The sequence below is a fragment of the Streptomyces sp. ISL-94 genome, from assembly GCF_018614075.1.
In the GTDB taxonomy this organism is placed as follows: Bacteria; Actinomycetota; Actinomycetes; order Streptomycetales; family Streptomycetaceae; genus Streptomyces.
The window spans coordinates 49,590-67,934 of sequence record NZ_JAGGOZ010000039.1 but is presented as its reverse complement, the minus strand read 5'-3'; the positions used below and the strand labels follow the sequence as shown (position 1 = coordinate 67,934).

The 18,345-nt window shown below is 75.5% G+C and carries 13 protein-coding genes and 1 pseudogene; 13 read left to right on the top strand and 1 reads right to left on the bottom strand.

Annotated features, from left to right (window positions below; genetic code table 11):
• The 8 genes and pseudogenes from J7E94_RS14905 (at window position 1) to J7E94_RS14870 (ending at window position 10,737) form a co-directional block, all read left to right on the top strand.
• Complete coding sequence (locus tag J7E94_RS14905; protein WP_308345065.1) at window positions 1-1,188, top strand: glycosyltransferase; 1,188 nt, start codon at window positions 1-3, stop codon at window positions 1,186-1,188.
• The gene (locus J7E94_RS14900; protein ID WP_251056682.1) at window positions 1,185-2,729 is read left to right on the top strand and encodes an exopolysaccharide biosynthesis polyprenyl glycosylphosphotransferase; all 1,545 of its coding nucleotides are present in this window, start codon (window positions 1,185-1,187) and stop codon (window positions 2,727-2,729) included. The genes J7E94_RS14905 and J7E94_RS14900 overlap by 4 nt, the downstream gene beginning before the upstream one ends.
• Window positions 2,729-4,189 carry an O-antigen ligase gene (locus tag J7E94_RS14895; RefSeq protein ID WP_251056681.1) on the top strand — a complete coding sequence of 487 codons (1,461 nt, stop codon included), beginning with the start codon at window positions 2,729-2,731 and terminating at the stop codon, window positions 4,187-4,189. The genes J7E94_RS14900 and J7E94_RS14895 overlap by 1 nt, the downstream gene beginning before the upstream one ends.
• Complete coding sequence (locus J7E94_RS14890) at window positions 4,186-6,588, top strand: lipid II flippase MurJ (RefSeq protein ID WP_374224442.1); 2,403 nt, start codon at window positions 4,186-4,188, stop codon at window positions 6,586-6,588. The genes J7E94_RS14895 and J7E94_RS14890 overlap by 4 nt, the downstream gene beginning before the upstream one ends.
• On the top strand, window positions 6,578-7,354 hold the full coding sequence (locus J7E94_RS14885) for a polysaccharide deacetylase family protein (RefSeq protein ID WP_215015729.1): 777 nt from the start codon (window positions 6,578-6,580) through the stop codon (window positions 7,352-7,354). The genes J7E94_RS14890 and J7E94_RS14885 overlap by 11 nt, the downstream gene beginning before the upstream one ends.
• Window positions 7,351-8,478, top strand: a pseudogene (locus tag J7E94_RS14880) (glycosyltransferase); the annotation flags it as partial. The gene J7E94_RS14885 and the pseudogene J7E94_RS14880, both read left to right, overlap by 4 nt.
• Window positions 8,479-8,800: 322 nt before the next feature.
• Complete coding sequence (locus J7E94_RS14875) at window positions 8,801-9,598, top strand: YveK family protein (RefSeq protein WP_215015728.1); 798 nt, start codon at window positions 8,801-8,803, stop codon at window positions 9,596-9,598.
• On the top strand, window positions 9,595-10,737 hold the full coding sequence (locus J7E94_RS14870; protein WP_215015726.1) for a GNAT family N-acetyltransferase: 1,143 nt from the start codon (window positions 9,595-9,597) through the stop codon (window positions 10,735-10,737). Before J7E94_RS14875 ends, J7E94_RS14870 begins: the two co-directional genes overlap by 4 nt.
• A gap of 5 nt (window positions 10,738-10,742) precedes the next feature.
• Here the strand turns inward: J7E94_RS14870 and J7E94_RS14865 are convergent, their stop codons facing one another.
• Entirely contained in the window at window positions 10,743-12,428 is a 1,686-nt protein-coding gene (locus J7E94_RS14865) for a glycoside hydrolase family 26 protein (protein ID WP_215015724.1), read from the bottom strand.
• Window positions 12,429-12,722: 294 nt separating this feature from the next.
• Here J7E94_RS14865 and J7E94_RS35680 point away from each other — a divergent pair, with 294 nt between their 5' ends.
• From J7E94_RS35680 to J7E94_RS14840, 5 genes are all read left to right on the top strand, one after another.
• Complete coding sequence (locus tag J7E94_RS35680) at window positions 12,723-14,195, top strand: ATP-grasp domain-containing protein (RefSeq protein ID WP_215015722.1); 1,473 nt, start codon at window positions 12,723-12,725, stop codon at window positions 14,193-14,195.
• 58 nt (window positions 14,196-14,253) lie between these two features.
• Window positions 14,254-15,522, top strand: a complete 1,269-nt coding sequence (locus J7E94_RS14855; RefSeq protein ID WP_215015790.1) for an NAD(P)-binding domain-containing protein — start codon at window positions 14,254-14,256, stop codon at window positions 15,520-15,522.
• 12 nt (window positions 15,523-15,534) lie between these two features.
• The gene (locus tag J7E94_RS14850; protein WP_215015721.1) at window positions 15,535-15,912 is read left to right on the top strand and encodes a hypothetical protein; all 378 of its coding nucleotides are present in this window, start codon (window positions 15,535-15,537) and stop codon (window positions 15,910-15,912) included.
• 12 nt (window positions 15,913-15,924) lie between these two features.
• A complete protein-coding gene (locus J7E94_RS14845) occupies window positions 15,925-18,012 on the top strand; it encodes a SpoIIE family protein phosphatase (RefSeq protein ID WP_308345062.1) in 2,088 nt (695 codons plus the stop codon).
• A gap of 71 nt (window positions 18,013-18,083) precedes the next feature.
• Entirely contained in the window at window positions 18,084-18,251 is a 168-nt protein-coding gene (locus tag J7E94_RS14840; RefSeq protein WP_215015720.1) for a hypothetical protein, read from the top strand.
• Window positions 18,252-18,345 lie beyond the last annotated feature (94 nt).

Here is an 18,345-nt window from a genome sequence, read left to right as displayed (position 1 = left end):
GTGCCCACACAGCATGGGGCCGTACAGCCCACGACCGTCCTCCATCTCACCCAGCCCGTCGAGGGCGGTGTCGCCCGCGTCGTCGTCGACCTCGTCCGCGCACAGTCCGCGGCGGGCCTGCGCGCCGTCGTCGGCTGCCCGGACGGCGGCATACTCGCCGACGCCGCCCGCGCAGCCGGCGCCGAGGTGCTCACCTGGCGCGCCGGACGGGCCCCCGGGCCCGGGCTGCCCGCCGAGGTGATCGGCGCCCGGCGGCTGCTCCGACGGGTCCGCCCCGACCTCCTGCACGCGCACAGCGCCAAGGCCGGGCTGGCCGGCCGGCTCGCCGCGCGCGGCTCCGTACCCACCGTCTTCCAGCCCCACGCCTGGTCCTTCGACGCCGTCGGCGGAACCACCGCCGCACTCGCACTGCGCTGGGAGAGGTACGGCGCCCGCTGGGCCGACCGGGTGCTCTGCGTCAGCGAGGCCGAACGCCGCGCCGGCGAGTCCGAGGGGATCGCCGCCCGCTGGTCGGTGATCCGCAACGGCGTGGACCTCGACCACTTCCGGCCCGGCGGCCCCGACCCCGGTCAGGACAAGGCCCGGGCGCGCGCCGCACTGCCGCTGCCCGCGGCCTTCCGGGGCGACGGGCCGCTCGCCGTCTGCGTGGGCCGCGTCTGCCTCCAGAAGGGGCAGGACCTCCTGCTGCAGGCCTGGCCGGAGGTGCTGGGCGCCGTCCCCGGCGCCCGTCTGGCCCTCGTCGGCGACGGCCCCGACACCGAACGGCTGCGCGGCGCCGCACCGCCCGGGGTGCTCTTCGCGGGCGCCGCCTCCGACATCCGACCGTGGCTTCGGGCCGCCGATCTCGTTGTACTGCCGTCGCGGTGGGAAGGCATGGCGCTCGCCCCGCTCGAAGCCATGGCCTGCGGGCGCCCGGTCCTGGTCTCCGACGTCAGCGGTGCGCGGGAGAGCCTGCCGCCCGGCCAGGGACGGCTGTGCCTCGTACCGCCGGAGGACCCGACGGCGCTGGCCAAGGCCCTGGGACGGCTGCTGGCCGAACCGCGGCTGCTCGCCGAACTCGGGGAGCAGGCCAGGCAACACGCCCGGACCGACTTCGACGTGCGGCGGACCACGGACGCGGTCACCGGTCTGTACCACGAACTGCTGGGCAGGCCCCGGCCCTTGAACCAGGAGCGCATCAGCCGATGACGATGGACAGCGCACCCGCCCGGCACACCGCGCAGGGCGGCACGGGGCACCCCGGCGGCAGCGCCTTCGCGCCCGCGCCACTCAGCGGAGCCCGCCGTTCCGCGACCGCCATCCACCCCCCGCGCGGGCCCAGGGCCGATCAGGCCCGGCCCGCCGTACGCGCAGGGCGGGGCCGCCGCCACCGGTACACGGCGGGGCTGCTCCCGCTGCTCACTGCCGACGGCCTGGCCGCCGTACTCACCGCGACGGCCCTGCCCGGAGGAGCCCTGCCGGGCGCCGCCGCCGCGCCCCTGGCCGTCCTGCTTGCCGCGCTGCACGCGCAGGCCGGGCTCTACCGGCCGCGGCTGGCGCCCTCGGCCCTCCTCGAACTGCCCGCGCTGGCCGGGCGGGCCGCCGTCCTGTGGTGCGGGACCGGCGCGGTCGTGGCCGCCGTGGATCCGGGCCGGGCCCTGGGCTGGAGCGTGCTGCTCACCGCCGTGTGCCTGCAGGTCGTACTGACCTGCGCGGGACGCGGATTCGTCAACCGGCTCCGCCGCCGCACCGCCGTCCGCAGCCCCGCCTCCGCCCTCGTCGTCGGACCCGGCGCCGGGGCGGCCGCGGTCGCCGCCGCCCTGCACGGCCGGCCGGAGTACGGGCTGCGCCCCGTCGGGCTCGCCGCGCCCGTCGAGAACCACGCCGCCGACGGCGCCGACACCGGCGCCATGCCGGTGCTCGCCACCCACGAGGACATCCGGCGGGCGGTCATCCAGAACTCCGTGCGCCACGCGGTGTTCACCCGCCCGCCCGAGGCCGACGAGCGCACCGCCTCCCTGGTCCGGCTCTTCCACGACCACGGCTGCCGGCTCTGGCTCGCCGACCCGGCCGGCACCGCCAAGGTCACCGGCATGCGCGTGGCGCACCCCGACGACCAGCTGTGGGGGTACGCCGTCCAGCCGCTGCTGCCCCGCCCGGCGCGGCCCCTCGAACGCTGGGCCAAGCGCGGCCTCGACGCCATGCTCGCGTTCGTCGCGCTGGTGGCCGCCGCGCCCGTGATGGCCGCGTGCGCGCTGGCCGTACGGATCTGCGACGGCCCCGGGGTGATCTTCCGGCAGGAGCGGGTCGGCCTGTACGGGCGCCCCTTCACCCTGCTGAAGTTCCGCACGCTGCGCGCCGACGAGCACGAGTCCGCCACCCGGTGGACGGTCGCCGGCGACCGCGGGATGAGCCGCGTCGGCGCCTTCCTGCGCAAGTCCTCGCTGGACGAGCTGCCGCAGCTGTGGAACGTCGTACGGGGTGACATGAGCCTGGTCGGCCCGCGCCCCGAACGTCCCTTCTTCGTCGCCAAGTTCACCACCGTCCACCCCGGATACGAGGCCCGGCACCGGATGCCCGTCGGCATCACCGGCCTGGCCCAGATCAACGGCCTGCGCGGGGACACCTCCATCGAGGACCGGGCCCGCTTCGACAACCACTACATCGACACCTGGTCGCTGTGGCAGGACCTGTGCATCCTCGCCCGCACCGCGGCCTCCTTCTTCCGCTTCCGGCTGGGGGGCAGCTGATGAGCCTTGCCGTATCCGTGAACCGGGCCCGCCGGCCCGATGTGCCGGGCCTGCTGCGCAGGCACTGGCCGTTGCTCCCGCTCGCCGCGACCGTCCTCTTCCTGCTCGCCCCGCTCCCGGCCGGGGACGCCACCGCCTCCGGGAAGGTCGGCCCGGCCGACGCGGCCTCGCTGCTGCTGGTCTTCGTCTGCGCGGTGCAGGCGCTGCGCGGCCGGGTGCGGGAGCTCACCCCGCTGGGTGTGCTCGTGCTCGGCCTGCCCGCCGTCGGGCTCGCGGTGGCGACGACGACCGCGGGGGATCCGTACGCCGCCCTGCCGGGTTTCGTGCGCTACCTCCAGGTCTTCGTGCTGGTCCCGGCGGCGGTGGTGCTGCTGGTGCGCGACGCGGGGGAGTTCCGGATCGCCGCCGGGTGCTTCGTGGTGCTCGCGCTGGCGCAGGGCGCGGTGGGGGTCGTGCAGTACGCGACCCACACGGGGGCCTCGTACCAGGGCGCGGACATCCGGGCCGTGGGCACCTTCGGTCCCGGTGACGTCATGGGCATGGCCACGGTCGTGGCGTACGGGCTGGTGGTGGCGACGGCCGTCGCGCTGGCGCCGGGGCTGCCGCAGCGGGTCCGGCGGATCGCCGGGACGTCGGCGCTCGTGCTGGCGGTGCCGCTCGTGCTGTCCTTCAGCCGGGGCGCCTGGATCGCCACCCTCGGCGCGGTGGTGCTGGTGATGAGCCTGGCCGGGATCCGGCGGGCCCTGAAGGTGCTGCTCGTGCTCACCGCCGCCGGGGTGGTCCTGGTGGGCGGCCTGGGGGTCGGCTCCGAGATGGTGGCGGAGCGGCTGACCTCCATCACGCAGGTCTCCAGCGCCCCCGACCAGTCGGTGACCGACCGCTACACGATGTGGGCCGCCGCCGAGTCGATGTGGCGCGAGCGGCCGGCGGCGGGGGTCGGGCTGAAGGGCTTCCCGGCCCACCGAGACGGACACTCCTCGCTGGGGCTCTCCTCCGGCAGCGACACCGCGGGCGCGGGGCAGGCGTACCTCCGCCAGCCGCTGCTCTCGCCGCACAACATGTACCTGCTGATCCTGAGCGAGCAGGGGCTGATCGGGCTGACCGCGCTGGCGGGCGGCTGGGCGGCGCTGCTGGTGGCGGGGCTGCGCCGGTACGCGTCCGGCGCGGCCGGCTCCGTCAGGGACTGCGGCCTGGTGGCGACCGGCCTGTTCGTCTGGCAGCTGACCGACTTCCTCTACGCGGACATCGGCGGCCCGTCCACCGTCCTGACCGGGGTGATCATCGGCCTGGCGGCGTGGTGGGCCCTCCCGTCACGGGCGGACGCGGGCGCCTCCGGGCCGGCTGTACGGGTCGCCTCCGGCGTGGGTGCGGGTGTGCGGGCCGGGTCCCCGGTGGGTGCCGGGGCTGCCTCCGGCGCGCGTGTACGGGGCCCGGTCCCTGAGGGTTCGAGCGGCCGGTGACGGACACCACGCCCTGGCGGCGGCCCGCCTCCGCCCCTCCGGCCGGGGCGGGCCCCGCCCGCGTCCCGGGCGGCCCCGCCGACGCCGGCACCATGCCGGATCCGACCACGGGCCCGTCCACGGGCCCGGCCCGGGGCCCCGCCCTGCCCGGCCGCCCCCCGGTTCCGCCGGACCCCGGGTTCGTCGCCGTGGTCGCGCCCGAGTGGAACTCCAGCGCTGCGGCGCCCCTTCCGGGAGGCGAACCGGCCGTGCCGAAGGCCCCTTGGCCGGGCCGGATCGCCGCCTCGGCGGAGCCGCGTCCGGGACCGGTCTCCCGGGGGCCGGTCCTGCCCGGCCGGGCTCCGGCAACCGGGGACCCCGGATTCGTGGTCGGCGCCGTCCCGGGGCGGGGACCCGCGGGCGGCGCCCGGAGCCTGATCGGCGGGTCCCCCGGTCAGGTTCCGGCCGCGGGGGAGCGCAGGAGCGTGCGCGTGGCGGCGCGGGCTGCGGGCGGGCGGGCAGCGGGCGGCCGGGCCGGAGGGCCGGCGTCCGGCTTCGCCGAAACGTCCGGGACGGCGGCCGGAGGCACCGGGACGGTGGCCGGCGGGGCCGGGACGGTGGCCGGCGGGGCCGGGACGGTGGCCGGCGGGGCCGGGACGGTGGCCGGCGGGGCCGGGCTCCGCCGGGCCGGTGATGGCCCGGGGGCCGGTGTGGCCGCCGGGAGCGCTCCGCTCGGGCGGTTCCTGGCCAAGGCCGCCGCCGTCACAGCCGGACTGACCGCCGCCGGGGCGGTGTTCGGGCTGGTCCGGGACCAGACCATCGCGCACCTCTTCGGGGCCGGGCACGACAGCGACGCCTTCCTGATCGCCTGGACCGTGCCCGAGATGGCCTCGACGCTGCTCATCGAGGACGCCATGGCGCTGCTGATGGTGCCCGCCTTCAGCCAGGCGCTGGCCCGGCGGGCCGCCGCCCGGGCCGGCCTCACCCGCAAGGAGGCCCGCGCGCAGGACCCCGTACGGCTGCTCGTCGGGGCGACCCTGCCGCGGCTCGCCGTGCTCCTGGCCGCCGTGGCCTCCGTCCTCATCGTGGCCGCCCCGGCCGTCGTCGCGGTCCTCGCCCCCGGCCTGCCCGACCCCGCGCTGGCCGTCCAGTGCACCCGTATGACAGCGCTGACCGTGCTCTCCTTCGGGCTCGCCGGGTACTTCAGCGCCGCGCTGCGAGCGCACCGCTCCTTCGTGCCGCCCGCCGCGATCTACGTCTCGTACAACATCGGCATCATCGGGACGATGGTGGCCCTCCACGCCCTGTGGGGCGTGCGGGCCGCCGCCGCGGGCGTCGCCGTCGGCGGGCTGCTGATGGTGCTCGTCCAACTGCCCGCCTTCATCCGGAACGTGGGCTTCGGCCCGCCCCGGGCCAGGGTCTGTCTCTCGGATCAGGCCGGATCAGCCGGCGTGCGCGCCAGGCACCGCGGGCCCGGCCTGATCCGGGAGACAGGCCCCATGGGCGCCCCGCGCAGCCAGCGCGACCGCGACCGGCCCACCCTGATCGCCTTCGGGGTCATCGCCCCCGTCATCTTCTTCGCGGTCTTCCGGCAGTCGCAGGTCCTGGTGGAGCGGTTCCTGGCCGCCTCGCTCCCGCCCGGGGCGATCTCCCACCTGAACTACGCGCAGAAGGTCGCGCAGATGCCGATGGTGCTGTCGCTGATGATCTGCACCGTCACCTTCCCGGTCGTGGCCCAGGCCATGGCCGGCGGGGAGCGGGAGAAGGCCCGGCGCCGCGTCGAGCGGGACCTCGCCCTCGCCGCCCTCGCCGTCCTCATGGGCACCGCCCTCGTCATCGGCTACGCGCCCCAGATCATCCAGGTCCTCTTCGAACGCGGTGCCTTCACCCACACGGACACCCTCGCCACGGCCTCCGTCATGCGGGTCTACGGCATCGGACTCCTCGGCCACTGCCTCGTCGGGGCGCTGTCCCGGCCCTTCTTCTCCACCGCCCGGCCCACCTGGTTCCCGGCGTGCGCGATGGGCGCCGGGCTCCTCGTCAACATCGTGGCCGGAGCCCTCGCCGTCGGCTGGTGGGGCATCTACGGCATCGCCGCCGCCAACGCCGCCGGGATCTCCACCACCGCCGCCCTCCTGCTCACCGGCCTCGGCTCGCGGATCATCGCCATCCAGGTCCGCCAGGTCGCCGTGAGCATCGGCCGGCTCGCCGTCTCCGCGGCCGCCGCCTGCGGCACCGGCTGGATCGCCGGGCCGAAGATTGCCGACCCGACGCTCAGCGCCGCCCTCGGCTGCCTGCTGGTCCCCGCCATGTTCGGCGCCACCGGCATGGCCATACGCGCCCTGGAAGTCACCGCCCTGCCCGGCCAGATCGCCCGGTTCTCCTCCCAGTTCACGCAGAGGTTCCGCAATGACCGCTGACACCGACTCGGCGCCCGCCGCCGTGATGGCCCCCGCCCGCCGAGCCGCATCGCCGTGGGTCCTGATGTACCACTCGGTCGCCGAGTTCACCGACCCCGCCGAGGACCCGTACGGGATCACCGTCACCCCCCGCACGCTGGAGGACCAGCTGCTGTGGCTGCGCTCGCGCCGCCTGCGCGGGGTGTCGGTCGGCGAACTGCTCAGAGCCCGCGCGGCCGGGCGCGGGGCCGGGCTGGTCGGGCTGACCTTCGACGACGGCTACACCGACTTCCTCACCCACGCGCTCCCGCTGCTGGACCGCTACGACTGCACCGCCACCCTCTTCGTCCTGCCCGGGCGGCTCGGCGTGGACAACGTCTGGGACCCGCTGGGCCCCCGCAAGTCCCTGCTCACCGCCGAGGGCATCCGCGAAGTCGCCGGGGCCGGGCAGGAGATCGGCTCGCACGGGCTGCTCCACCAGGACCTCAGGGCGGCCGCCGACGACGTGCTCCAGCAGGAGCTGCGGGGCAGCCGCGACCTGCTGCGCGAGCTGACCGGGACGCTGCCCGAGGGCTTCTGCTACCCGTACGGGCACCTCGACGCCCGGGTCGTCGCCGCCACCCGGGACGCCGGCTACGGGTACGCCTGCGCCATCGACCCCGGGCGGCTCGCGGGCCCGTACGCCCTGCCCCGTACACACGTCAGCCAGGCCGACGGGGGCGCCCGGCTGCGCGTCAAGCAGCTGCGGCACCAGGTGCGGGAGCTGCGGCGGGGGGTGCGCACGTGAAAGCCCTGCACATCATCACCGGCCTCGGGGTCGGCGGCGCCGAGCAGCAGCTGCGGCTGCTGCTGCGGCACATGCCCATGCGGTGCGACGTGCTGACGCTGACCAACCCCGGGCCGGTGGCCGAGGGGCTGCGCGCCGACGGGGTGCGGGTCGTGCACCTGGGCATGCGCGGCAACCGGGACCTGGGGGCGCTGCCCCGGCTGGTGACGTTCATCCGGCGCGGCCGCTACGACCTCGTGCACACCCACCTGTACCGGGCCTGCGTGTACGGGCGCCTCGCGGCCCGGCTCGCGGGCGCCGGGGCGGCCGTGGCCACCGAACACTCCCTCGGTGAGGGCGAGATCGAGGGGCGGGCGCTGTCGGGCGGAGTCCGGGCCCTGTACCTGGCGAGCGAGCGGCTGGGGGCGGCGACGGTGGCCGTCTCGGACACCGTGGCGGCCCGGCTGGTGGGGTGGGGGGTGCCGGCGGCGCGGGTGCACGTCGTCCCGAACGGGATCGAGGCCGCCCGCTTCCGCTTCGACGAGGGCGCACGGCGGGCCACCCGGGCCCGGACCGGGCTGCCGGAGCGGGCCTTCGTGGTCGGCGGGGTCGGGCGGCTGGTCCCGGGCAAGCGGTTCGACGTGCTGGTGCGGGCGGTCGCGGCGCTGCCGGGGGCGCACCTGCTGCTGGCGGGGGACGGGCCCGAGCGCGCCTTCCTCCGCGCCCTGGCGGCGGAGCTCGGCGCGCAGAACCGGATCCACCTGCTGGGGGAGCGGGATCCGCTGGGCGACAGCGCGGACGGGCGTACGCCGGGGATCCCGGCGCTGCTGGCCGCCATGGACGTCTTCGTGTCCCCGTCGCGGGAGGAGGCGTTCGGGCTGGCGGTCGTCGAAGCCCTGGCCGCGGGACTCCCGGTCCTGCACGTGACGTGCCCGGCGATCGACGACCTGCCGGCGGCCCAGGCCCCGGGGGCCCGCCGGATCGGCACCGGCACGGAGGAGCTGGTGGCGGCCCTGCGCGGGCACATGGAGGCGGGCGCCAGGCGGCTGCCGCCGCCGCCGGTGGTGCGCCGCTATGACATCGCGCGCAGCGCGCGCCAGCTGCTGGACGTCTACGACCTGGCCCTCTCCTCCCCACCGGAACGCACCCCCCGGGGCCCCGCACTGGCGGCGCCGGATGCCGAGCGCAAGGCGGCGGGGCGGGCCGAGCCGGGCTCCGCCCGGGCCTGCTGGGGCTCCGTCCCAGACCCCGCGCCTCAAACGCCGGCGGGGCTGGGTCTGTCGGCGGAGCTGCATGTGGCTCGCGACGACCGCGCCCCGGGAGAGCAGGGGGCGGGGGTTTCAGCCTCGCCGGCGTTTGAGGCGCGGGGGCCGGGGCGGAGCCCCGGGGGCGGAGCCGCGCCGCCCCACCCGCCGGGGGTTCCGGATCCGACCAACAACTCCCTCCACCCAGGAAGCGAGCACGCTCATGGCTGACACCGCCGATCAGAAGAAGACCGAGAAGAAGACCGAGAAGAGGAGCGAGGAGAGGCGAGAGGAGAGGCGAGAGGAGAGGGGTGAGGAGAGGATCCCCAAGAGGAGGTCGCGCCGCGCTCGGCGGCGGCCGGTGCCGCCCGCCTGGTGGCCGCTGCCCGCCTGCGCGCTGCTCGGACTCGTCGCAGGCGGGGCGTACGGGGTGCTCAAGACCCCCGAGTACGCCGCCACCAGCTTCGTCGTCGCCGTGCCGGACGACACCACCGAGCCCGCCACCGCCCTCGGCTTCGCCCAGGCGTACGCCCGTATCGCCACCAGCAGCTCCACTCTCGCCTATGCCCAGCCCCGCGCCGGCATCAGCGCCCAGCAGCTGCGGTCCCAGGTGCGGGCCGAGACCTCGCCCGAGTCCCCGATGATCGCCATCACCGGTACCTCGACCAGCCCCGCCGAGGCCGCCGACATCGCCAACGCGGTCGCCGACGCCCTGTCGCTGAGCAGCAACCAGGCCGCCAAGAACACCGGCGTACAGCTGCTCCTCTTCAACCAGGCCGTCGCGCCGACCGACCCGGCCTCCCCGTCCGCCCCCCTCAGCGGCGCTGTCGGCATGTGCGCCGGCGGCCTGCTCGGCGGGCTCTGGCTGCTCGCCCGCCCCGGCCGCCGCAAGCCGCAGGAGGCGGCTCCCGAGGCGGTGGCGGAGGTGGACGAGGGGCGCGGGACCGCGGTCGAGGAGTACGCCTCGCTCCCCGCCCAGGGTGAGCACACCGAGACCAAGGAGAAGGAGTCGGTGCGATGACGTCGGGCTCCGCCGGGGCCCTGTCGGTGACGCTGTGCCGCGACCCCCGGCAGTTCGCCGCGCTGGAGGAGCCGTGGAACCGGCTCCTCCGCAGCTGTCCCACCGCCACCCCCTTCCAGAGCCACGCCTGGCTGCACTCCTGGTGGCTGTCGTACGGGAAGGACGGCCGGCTCCGGCTCGTCCTCGTGCGCCGCGGCGAGGAACTGGTCGGCGCGGCCGCGCTGATGCTCGTACACCGGCCGCTCCCGCTGCTGGTGCCGCTGGGCGGCAACATCACCGACTACTTCGACGTGCTCGTGCCTGCGGAGCACGCCGAACAGGTCGTCCCGGCGCTGGCCCGCGGGCTGCACCGGGCCGCCCGGGGCGCGGTCGTCGACCTGCGCGAGGTCCGCCCCGGGGCCGCCGTCGAGCAGCTCGCCAAGCTCTGGCCCGGTGTCGGCACGCAGCTGGCCGACTCCACCTGCATGGAGCTGCCCGCGCTGCCCTTCGACGAGCTGGTCAAGCGGATGCCGGCCTCTGGCGCCCAGCGGGTCCGGGCCAAGCTCCGCAAGACCGACGCCGCGGGGATCGAGGAGCACGAGGTCACCGAGGAGGAGGTGCCGCGTGCCGTACGGTCCCTGCTGCGCCTCCACGAGAAGCAGTGGCGCGGCCGCGGGGTGACCCCCGAGCACCTCAGGCCCCGCTTCGCCGAGCACCTGACCCGGGCCACCCGGCGGATGGTGCGGGCCGGGGAGGGCCGGCTGACGGAGTTCCGGCTGGACGGGAAGGTGGTGGCGGCCAACGTCACCCTGCTCTCGGCCGGGCTGAGCGGCGGCTACCTGTACGGGGCCGACCCGGACCTGCGCACGCGCAAGGTGGACGTGGCGACGCTGCTGCTGCGCTACGAGGCCGGGCGGGCGCTTGCGGAGGGCCGGCCGGTGGTGAGCTTCCTGCGCGGCAACGAGCCGTACAAGAACCACTGGCGGCCCGAGACGGTGGTCAACCGGCGGTTCCTGCTGGCCACGACGGCGCTCGCGCCCCTGCTGCGGCTGCACGAGTCGCAGGTGACGGGGCGCGAGCGGGCGGTGGACGCGCTGCGGGAGGCGCTGCCGGCCGCCAGGGACTGGCGGGCGCGGCTCAACGAACTGCGGGTGCGATGACCCGTCTAGAAGGGCCAGAAGCCGGAGGCCTTGCCCCAGTCGATCTGTACGCAGACCGACTGCTTGCCGACGAGCTTGGAGAGCCACTCGCCGAAGCTGAGCGGGATGCACCACTGCTTGGGGTTGACCGGCGGGTCCGCCGGCGCGGGCTGCGTCGGTGCGGGCGTCGGGGTCGGCGTGGGCGTGGGCGTGGGCTCGGGCTTCGGCACCAGGGGGCTCGGGCTCGGCGCCACGGGCGAGGGCGTCGGCTTCGGCTTCGGGACCTCGGGGCGGGGGACGACGGGACTCGGGGTCACCGGGAGCGGGGCCTCGGGGCTCGGCGTGTCCGGGACCTCCGGTGTGGGGACCACCGGACTCGGGGTCACCGGCAGCGGTGCCTCGGGGCTCGGGGTCACCGGCAGCGGCACCTGCGGCGAGGGGACGAGCGGACTCGGGCTCACCCCAGGGCTGGGGGTTTCGGGGGTCGGGCTCACCGGGGCCGGGGCCTCGGGCGAGGGCTTGGGGATCCCGGGCGTCGGGACCTGAGGGCTCGGGATCTGCGGCGTCGGGACCTGAGGGCTCGGGACCTGAGGGCTCGGGATCTCGGGCGTCGGGATCTGCGGCGTTGGGACGACCGGCGTGGGTACGACCGGCGTGGGCACCACGGGGGTCGGGACCACGGGGGTCGGGACCACGGGCGTGGGCACCACCGGGGTCGGGATCACCGGTCCGGGCTTCTCGGGGACCAGCGCGTCGCGGAAGACCTTCGCGGACTCGGGGTTCTCCTTGCACTGCCACACGCCGTGCGGGCAGTAGTCGGTGATGGTGTGGTAGATCGGCTTGTGCTGCGCGATCCACTTCAGCATGCGCCGCACGTACTCGGGATTGTCCCCGCGCCGGAACAGCCCCCACTCCGGGTAGGAGATCGGCTTGCCGTGTGCTTTCGCGAAGTCGACATGGGCCTGGAGCCCGTACGGCTGGGTGATCTGGTCGTCGAAGCTCCGCCCGGGAGCCTGGTCGTACGAATCCATGCCGATGATGTCGACCACGTCATCGCCGGGGTAGCACTTGGTCCAGCCGATCGCGTCCCTACCCCTGTTCGGGGCGAAGTCGAACTTGAACTCCTGTCCGGGGACCGCGCGCATCGTGTGGACGACGCGCCTCCAGTACGCCTTCCAGTTCTCCGGATCCGGCCCGCAGCGGTGGGTGTAGGTGACGCCGTTCATCTCCCAGCCGAGCACGATCACCGTGTCCGGGACGCCCAGCGACACCAGCCGTTCGGCGAGCCTCCTGAAGTGCCGGTCGAAGTGGCCCGCCGCACCGGCCCGGATCAGCCGGGCCACCTGGTGGTCGGGCACCCGACCCTCGTTCCTGGCTTGCATGGGTACGTTGAGGACGAAAATCCGGTCGTCCTCGGCCTGCCGCCACTCCGCCCAGTCCTCCAGGAAGTCGACCTTGCCCTCGATGCCCTCCCACCTGTCGCCGGGGAGGTAGGTGTGTCCGACCCGGATCTCCTTGCCGCCCAGCCAGCGCGACAGGCGCGGGATGCGGGCCACCCCGGGCGGGCCGTAGCCGAGATAGGCGCCCATGGCGATGTCCGAGTCCTGGGGCAGGTCCTTGCCGGGTGCGGCGAGCGCGGCGCCGGTCGCGAGCAGTCCGGCCGCGACCGTACCGATGCAGGTGCTCGCCAGTCGGCGGTGTGGTCTGGGCATGGCGTCTCCCGAGCTTTCCTGAATCGGTGTGCTTACCAAAGACGTTAGGCATCAGATCTGACGATTGGCCTGTCCGGTGACAGCTTCCTAGGCCATTCGCATCTGCGCACCCTCCCCGCTTGGTCCGACTAGGTGAAAGACACCGTTGCCATGCACGCGTATCTCAACCATGTGCCCGCAGTTCTGCTCAGACTCGATCGCAATCCGTTCCACCACGGAACCCTTGGCGCCGTCAGATCCCTTGGCCGCAAGGGCGTGGAGGTCCATGCCGTCGTCGAGGCCGGGGGAGGTCCCATGGGGCGTTCGCGCTATCTGCACGCCCTGCATTCGGGGCCGGACGGCGGGCTGGACCCCGAGGCGCCGGAGGCGCTCCTGGAGTGCCTGACCGGGGTCTCGGAGCGGATCGGCAGGCCGGCCGTGCTCGTTGCCATGGACGATCTGAGTGCGATCGCGGTGTCCCGGGTCGCGCCGATGCTGACGGACCGATACCGGATCCCCCATCAGCCCGACAATCTGCCCGCCCGGGTGGCGGACAAGGCGGAGCTGTCCCGGCTCTGCGCGCGCTGGGACATCCCGCACCCGGAGACCGTCGTCCCGGCGAGCGGGGCCGAGGCGGCGGAGGCCGCCTGGCGGCTCGGCCTGCCCGTGGTCGCCAAGTGGAGCCGGCCCTGGCTGCTGCCGGCCGGGGGCGCCGGGCTGCGGAGCACCACGCTGGTGCACACCGCCGCCGAGGCGCGCCGGCTGTACGAGCGCTCCGCCGAGGCCGGGAGCCGGCTGCTGCTCCAGCGGTTCCTGCCGGCCGGGCCGGACACGGACTGGTTCTTCCACGGCGCCTTCGGCCGGGGCGGGCGTCCGCTGCTCACGGGATCGGGCCGCAAGGAGCTGTCCTGGCCGGTGCGGACGGGGCTGACTGCGGTGGGGCGCTGGCTGCCGGATCCGGCGGTGGAGGAGGCGGGGCTGCTCCTGGCCGAACGCCTCGGCTACCAGGGGATCCTGGACCTGGACTTCCGACGCGACGAGCGCGGCACCTTCCGGCTGGTGGACTTCAACCCCCGGCCGGGGGCGCAGTTCCGGCTGTTCACGGACGCGGCCGGGCTGGACGTCGTACAGGCGATGTACCTGGATCTGACGGGCCAGCGGGTCCCGGAGCCGTCGGGCGGGCCGGGCCGGGTGTTCGTCGCCGAGAACTACGCGCTCCTGGCGGCGGTCCGGGGCGGCTCCCTGCCGCGCCGCCCGGCGGCGGGCCCGGCGGCCTGCCCGGCGGCGCCGGCAGCCCCTGCGGTGGCCGCCCAGCGGAGCGCACCGGGCGCGGCCGGCGCGGGTCCCGACCGGACCGCGGCTCCTGACCGGACCGCGGCTCCCGACCGGACCGCGGGTCCGGATCCGGCCGCGGGTCCGGCCTCTGCCGAGGCGGCCGGAAGCGGCCGCGCCGCCGAGGCCGGCCCGGCCGGGCCGACCCGGTGGGTCCGGGCCGGGTGGGGGCCGGCGGGGGAGCAGGGCCGGGTGGAGACGGCCTGGTTCGCCGCCGACGACCTGCTGCCCTTCCTGGCCATGCTCGGCGCCTTTCTCGGCCGCGGGTTCGGCAAGGGCGCGCGCGCCCTGCGGGGCGTCCCCGCCCAGGCGAACGGGCTGCGCGCGGCCAAGGCCTCGGCGCACACCCCCCGCCAGCGCGGCGGGGAGCAGCAGTCCGCCGCCCTGGCAGGCGGGACCTCGCGCCCCGCTCCGCCGGAGGCCCCGGCGGCCCCGGACGAGCTGGTCACCCGGTAGCGACACCGACCGGTCCGAATACGCAGACGATGGAGCTGAAGGGACAGCCGTGACGCGGATGAACGATCTCGTGGTGATCGGCGCGGGCCCGTACGGGCTGTCGATCGCCGCGCACGCTGCGGGCGCGGGGCTCGACGTACGGCTGCTGGGGCGGCCCATGGCCTCCTGGCGCGACCACATGCCCGACGGCATGTACCTGAAGTCGGAGCCGTGGTCCTCCAGCCTGTCCGCGCCGGACGGGCGCTACACGCTGGCCGACTACTGCGCCAGCCGCGGACTGGTCGCGGAACACGGCACTCCGCTGCCGATCGGCACGTTCAGCGCGTACGGGATGTGGTTCGCCCGGCACGCGGCGCCCGAGGTGGAGGAGGTGACCGTCACGGAGGTGACCCCGCAGGGCGACGGCTTCCGCGTCCACACGGCCCAGGGGCCGCCGCTGCTCGCCCGTACGGTCGCGCTCGCGGTCGGAGTGATGCCCTTCGTCCACCTCCCCCCGGCGCTGCGGGACCTGCCGCCGACCCATTACTCCCACAGCAGCGGCCACCGGGACCTGGCCCGCTTCGCCGACCGCGAGGTCGCCGTGCTCGGGGCGGGGCAGGCGGCCCTGGAGACGGCCGCCCTGCTGGCCGAGCAGGGCGCCCGGCCCTGCCTGGTGGCCCGGCGCTCCCGGCTGGACTGGAACGCCGTGCCGCAGCCCCTGAGCCGGCCGGCGCTGCGCGCCCTGTGCGATCCGCACAGCGGGCTGGGCACCGGCTGGCGCAACTGGGTGTGGTCGGAGCTGCCGTGGGCGGTGCGCCGGCTGCCCGCCGCCACCCGGGAGCGGATCGCGGCGACGGCGCTGGGCCCCGCCGGGGCGTGGTGGCTGCGGGACCGCTTCGAGCAGCGCGTGCCCGTCATGCTCGGGCACCACCTGCACCGGGCGGTCGCGGAGGGCGGGCGGATCCGGCTCGGGCTGACCACCAGGGCGGGGGAGTCCGTGGTGCTGGACACCGCGCATGTGATCGCGGCCACCGGATTCGCCCCGCACCTGGACCGGCTGGACCTGCTCGACGCGGGGCTGCGGGCGGAGCTGACGACCGTGGGCGACAGCGGGACGCCGGAGCTGAGCGCCGGCTTCGAGTCCTCGTGGCCCGGACTGTTCTTCGCGGGGCTGCTGACGGCTCCCTCATTCGGCCCTTCCATGCGATTCGTGCACGGTGCGGGCTTCACGGCGGGGAGACTGGTGAGAGGAGTCCGCAAGCGCCTCGGCGCCAGGGGTCCGCTGCCGGGTTCCACCACGACCTACGACCGGGCTGCCTTCGGGCAACCCCAGACGTATCTGCGGTGAGAGGGGTCCGCGATGAGCGCGGAGCGAGCACAGGGCCGCGGCTGGGTACGCATTCCCGCCAGCCGTGGGGAACAGCCCGCCACGGCAAGACCCGCCGGGTACGACAGGACGACCGGCTACGACAGGCCGACGGCGGGGTACGACAGGACGGCCGGGTACGACAGGCCGACGACCGGTTACGACAGGACGGCCGGGTACGACCGGCCGCCGGGGTACGACAGGGCCGCCGCCTACGACCACGCCCCGTACGCGACGGCCCCCCACATCGTCCAGCCCGCGATCTACCTCTCCCTCGTCAAGCGCTGGCGGGAGGCTGGGCGCACTCTTCCGGGGCATCCTGACGAGGAGTGGGAGCGGCTGATCTCCCAGCCGTGCTGGCCCGGGCGTTAGGTGGTGTGACTCGTGGCAGCGGCGGAGCACGACAGGCCCGGGCAGGGCCGCAAGCCCCCGGAGACCGGGCCCGGGGAGCGGCTCGCGCTGAACCGCATGGGCAGCTTCGAGTGGGACCTGGGCGCGGGGACGCTGGAGCTCGACGAGGCCGGGGCCGCCGTGTTCGACCTGGACCCGGAGGACGTCGACGGGACCCCTGAGGCGCTCGGGCTGCGGATCCCGCCCGCGGACGCCGCCCGGCTGGGCCAGACCGTGGCGGACGTGCTGGAGAGCGGCGCGGATACGTACGGCGCCTACTTCATGGTGCAGCGGCGCGACGGCCGCGACCAGTGGACGCACACCCAGGGCCGGGTGGTCCGCGACGAGGACGGGCAGCCGTACCGGATCGTGGGGATCGTCCGGGACGCGACGGGGGAGCTGGCCCAGGCCACGCAGCTGCGCAAGCTGGAGTCGGCGCGGGCCAAGCAGTCGAGCATCGTCCAGCGGACCACGGAGGCCCTGTCGCGGGCGGTGACGGTCGACGACGTCACGGCGACCCTGACCGGGGCGGGCGCGCTGGAGCGCCTCGGCGCGGAGGGGCTGGCGCTGGGGCTGGTCGAGGGCGGCACGATCAAGATCATCGCGCTGAGCGGGGAGTCGCTGGAGATCCTCAGCGAGCGGCGGTTCACCCGGCTGGACGGCTCGCTGCCGCTGTCGCAGGCGGTGATCACCCGGCAGGCACGTTTCGTCACCTCGCTCAGGGCGCTCGGCGAGGAGTTCCCGCTGCTCAGCGACTACCTGAGCCGGATCCAGTACGACGCGGCCGCCTATCTGCCGCTGATCGCGCAGGCCAAGGCCATCGGCGGGCTCGTGCTCTTCTACCGGCACCGCACCGAGTTCAGCCCGGAGGAGAAGAACCTCTGCCTGGGCCTCGCGGGCATCGTGGCCCAGTCCCTCCAGCGGGCGCTCCTCTTCGACCAGGAGCGCGAGTTCGCCACGGGCCTCCAGGCCGCCATGCTGCCCCGCCGGATCCCCGAGATCACGGGCGGGGAGATCGCGGTCCGCTACCACTCCGCCTGGAGCGGGCGGGAGGTCGGCGGGGACTGGTACGACGTGATCGCGCTGCCCCGCGACCGCGTCGGCATCGTGGTGGGCGACGTACAGGGCCACGACACGCACGCGGCGGCCATCATGGGCCAGCTGAGGATCGCGCTGCGGGCGTACGCGGGCGAGGGCCATCCGCCCTCCACCGTGCTGGCACGCGCCTCGCGCTTCCTCGCCGAGCTGGACACCGAGCGCTTCGCGACCTGCATGTATGCGCAGGTGGACCTGGAGACCGGAGGCGTACGGGCGGTCCGCGCGGGCCACCTCGGACCGCTGATCCGGCACACGGACGGGCGTACGGGCTGGCCCAACGTGCGCGGCGGGCTGCCGCTGGGGCTGGCCTCCGTCTTCGAGCAGGAGGACTTCCCCGAGACCCGTCTCGACCTGGTCCCCGGGGAGACGCTGGTGCTGTGCACGGACGGCCTGGTGGAGGAGCCGGGGACGGCCATCACCCAGGGCATGGAGGCCCTCTCCCACGCGGTGAGCAGCGGCCCGCAGGGAGCCGGGGCGCTCGCCGACCACCTCCTGGACCGGCTCTGGGAGCGCTGGGGCTCCGGGGACGACGTGGCCCTGCTCGTACTGCGCCGGGCCCCCGACCCGGGCACCCATCGGGCGCCGCGCATCCACCAGTACGTCCACCAGGCCGACCCCGAGGGCCTCTCGGAGGCCCGCTACGCCCTGCGCCAGGCCCTGCGCGACTGGGGGATGCCGGAACTCGCCGACGACGTGGAGCTGGCGGCCGGGGAACTGCTGGTCAACGCCCTGCTGCACACCGACGGCGGGGCGGTGCTGACCATGGAGGTGCTGCCGGAGCCGGTGCGGCGGATCCGGCTGTGGGTCAAGGACCGCTCCAGCGTCTGGCCGCGGCGGCGCACGCCGGGCGAAGCGGCCACCACCGGGCGCGGGCTGCTCCTGGTGGACGCGCTGGCCTCGCACTGGGGTGTGGAGTCCCGGGGCGACGGCAAGGCGGTGTGGTGCGAGTTCGACGCCACGGGCAACCCCCGGAGCACGGAGTGACCCGGCGGTCACGCCGAGTTGTGGGGCGCCGGGGACGGGGTGATGATGCGGACCATGGAATGGAACGTGCTGTGCGCAGGCTGAGGTGGGGCGCCGTGACGGGCGTCCTGGCCCTGCTCCTGCTGGCTGCCGGAGTGCCGACGGTCGTCGACTGGACGACGGGCCGCCCGCATGCGGTCCCCGGATGCCATTCGGTGGCGTTCATGTCAATGACGGGCGTCGCGCCCGAGTGCCGGTAGCGGCGGCTACCGGACGGGGCGCCGGGGCGCCGGGACCCGCAGGCCCTGAGGCCCGTAGGCCCGTAGGAGGGACGGGCCGGGCGGGCGTGCCGGG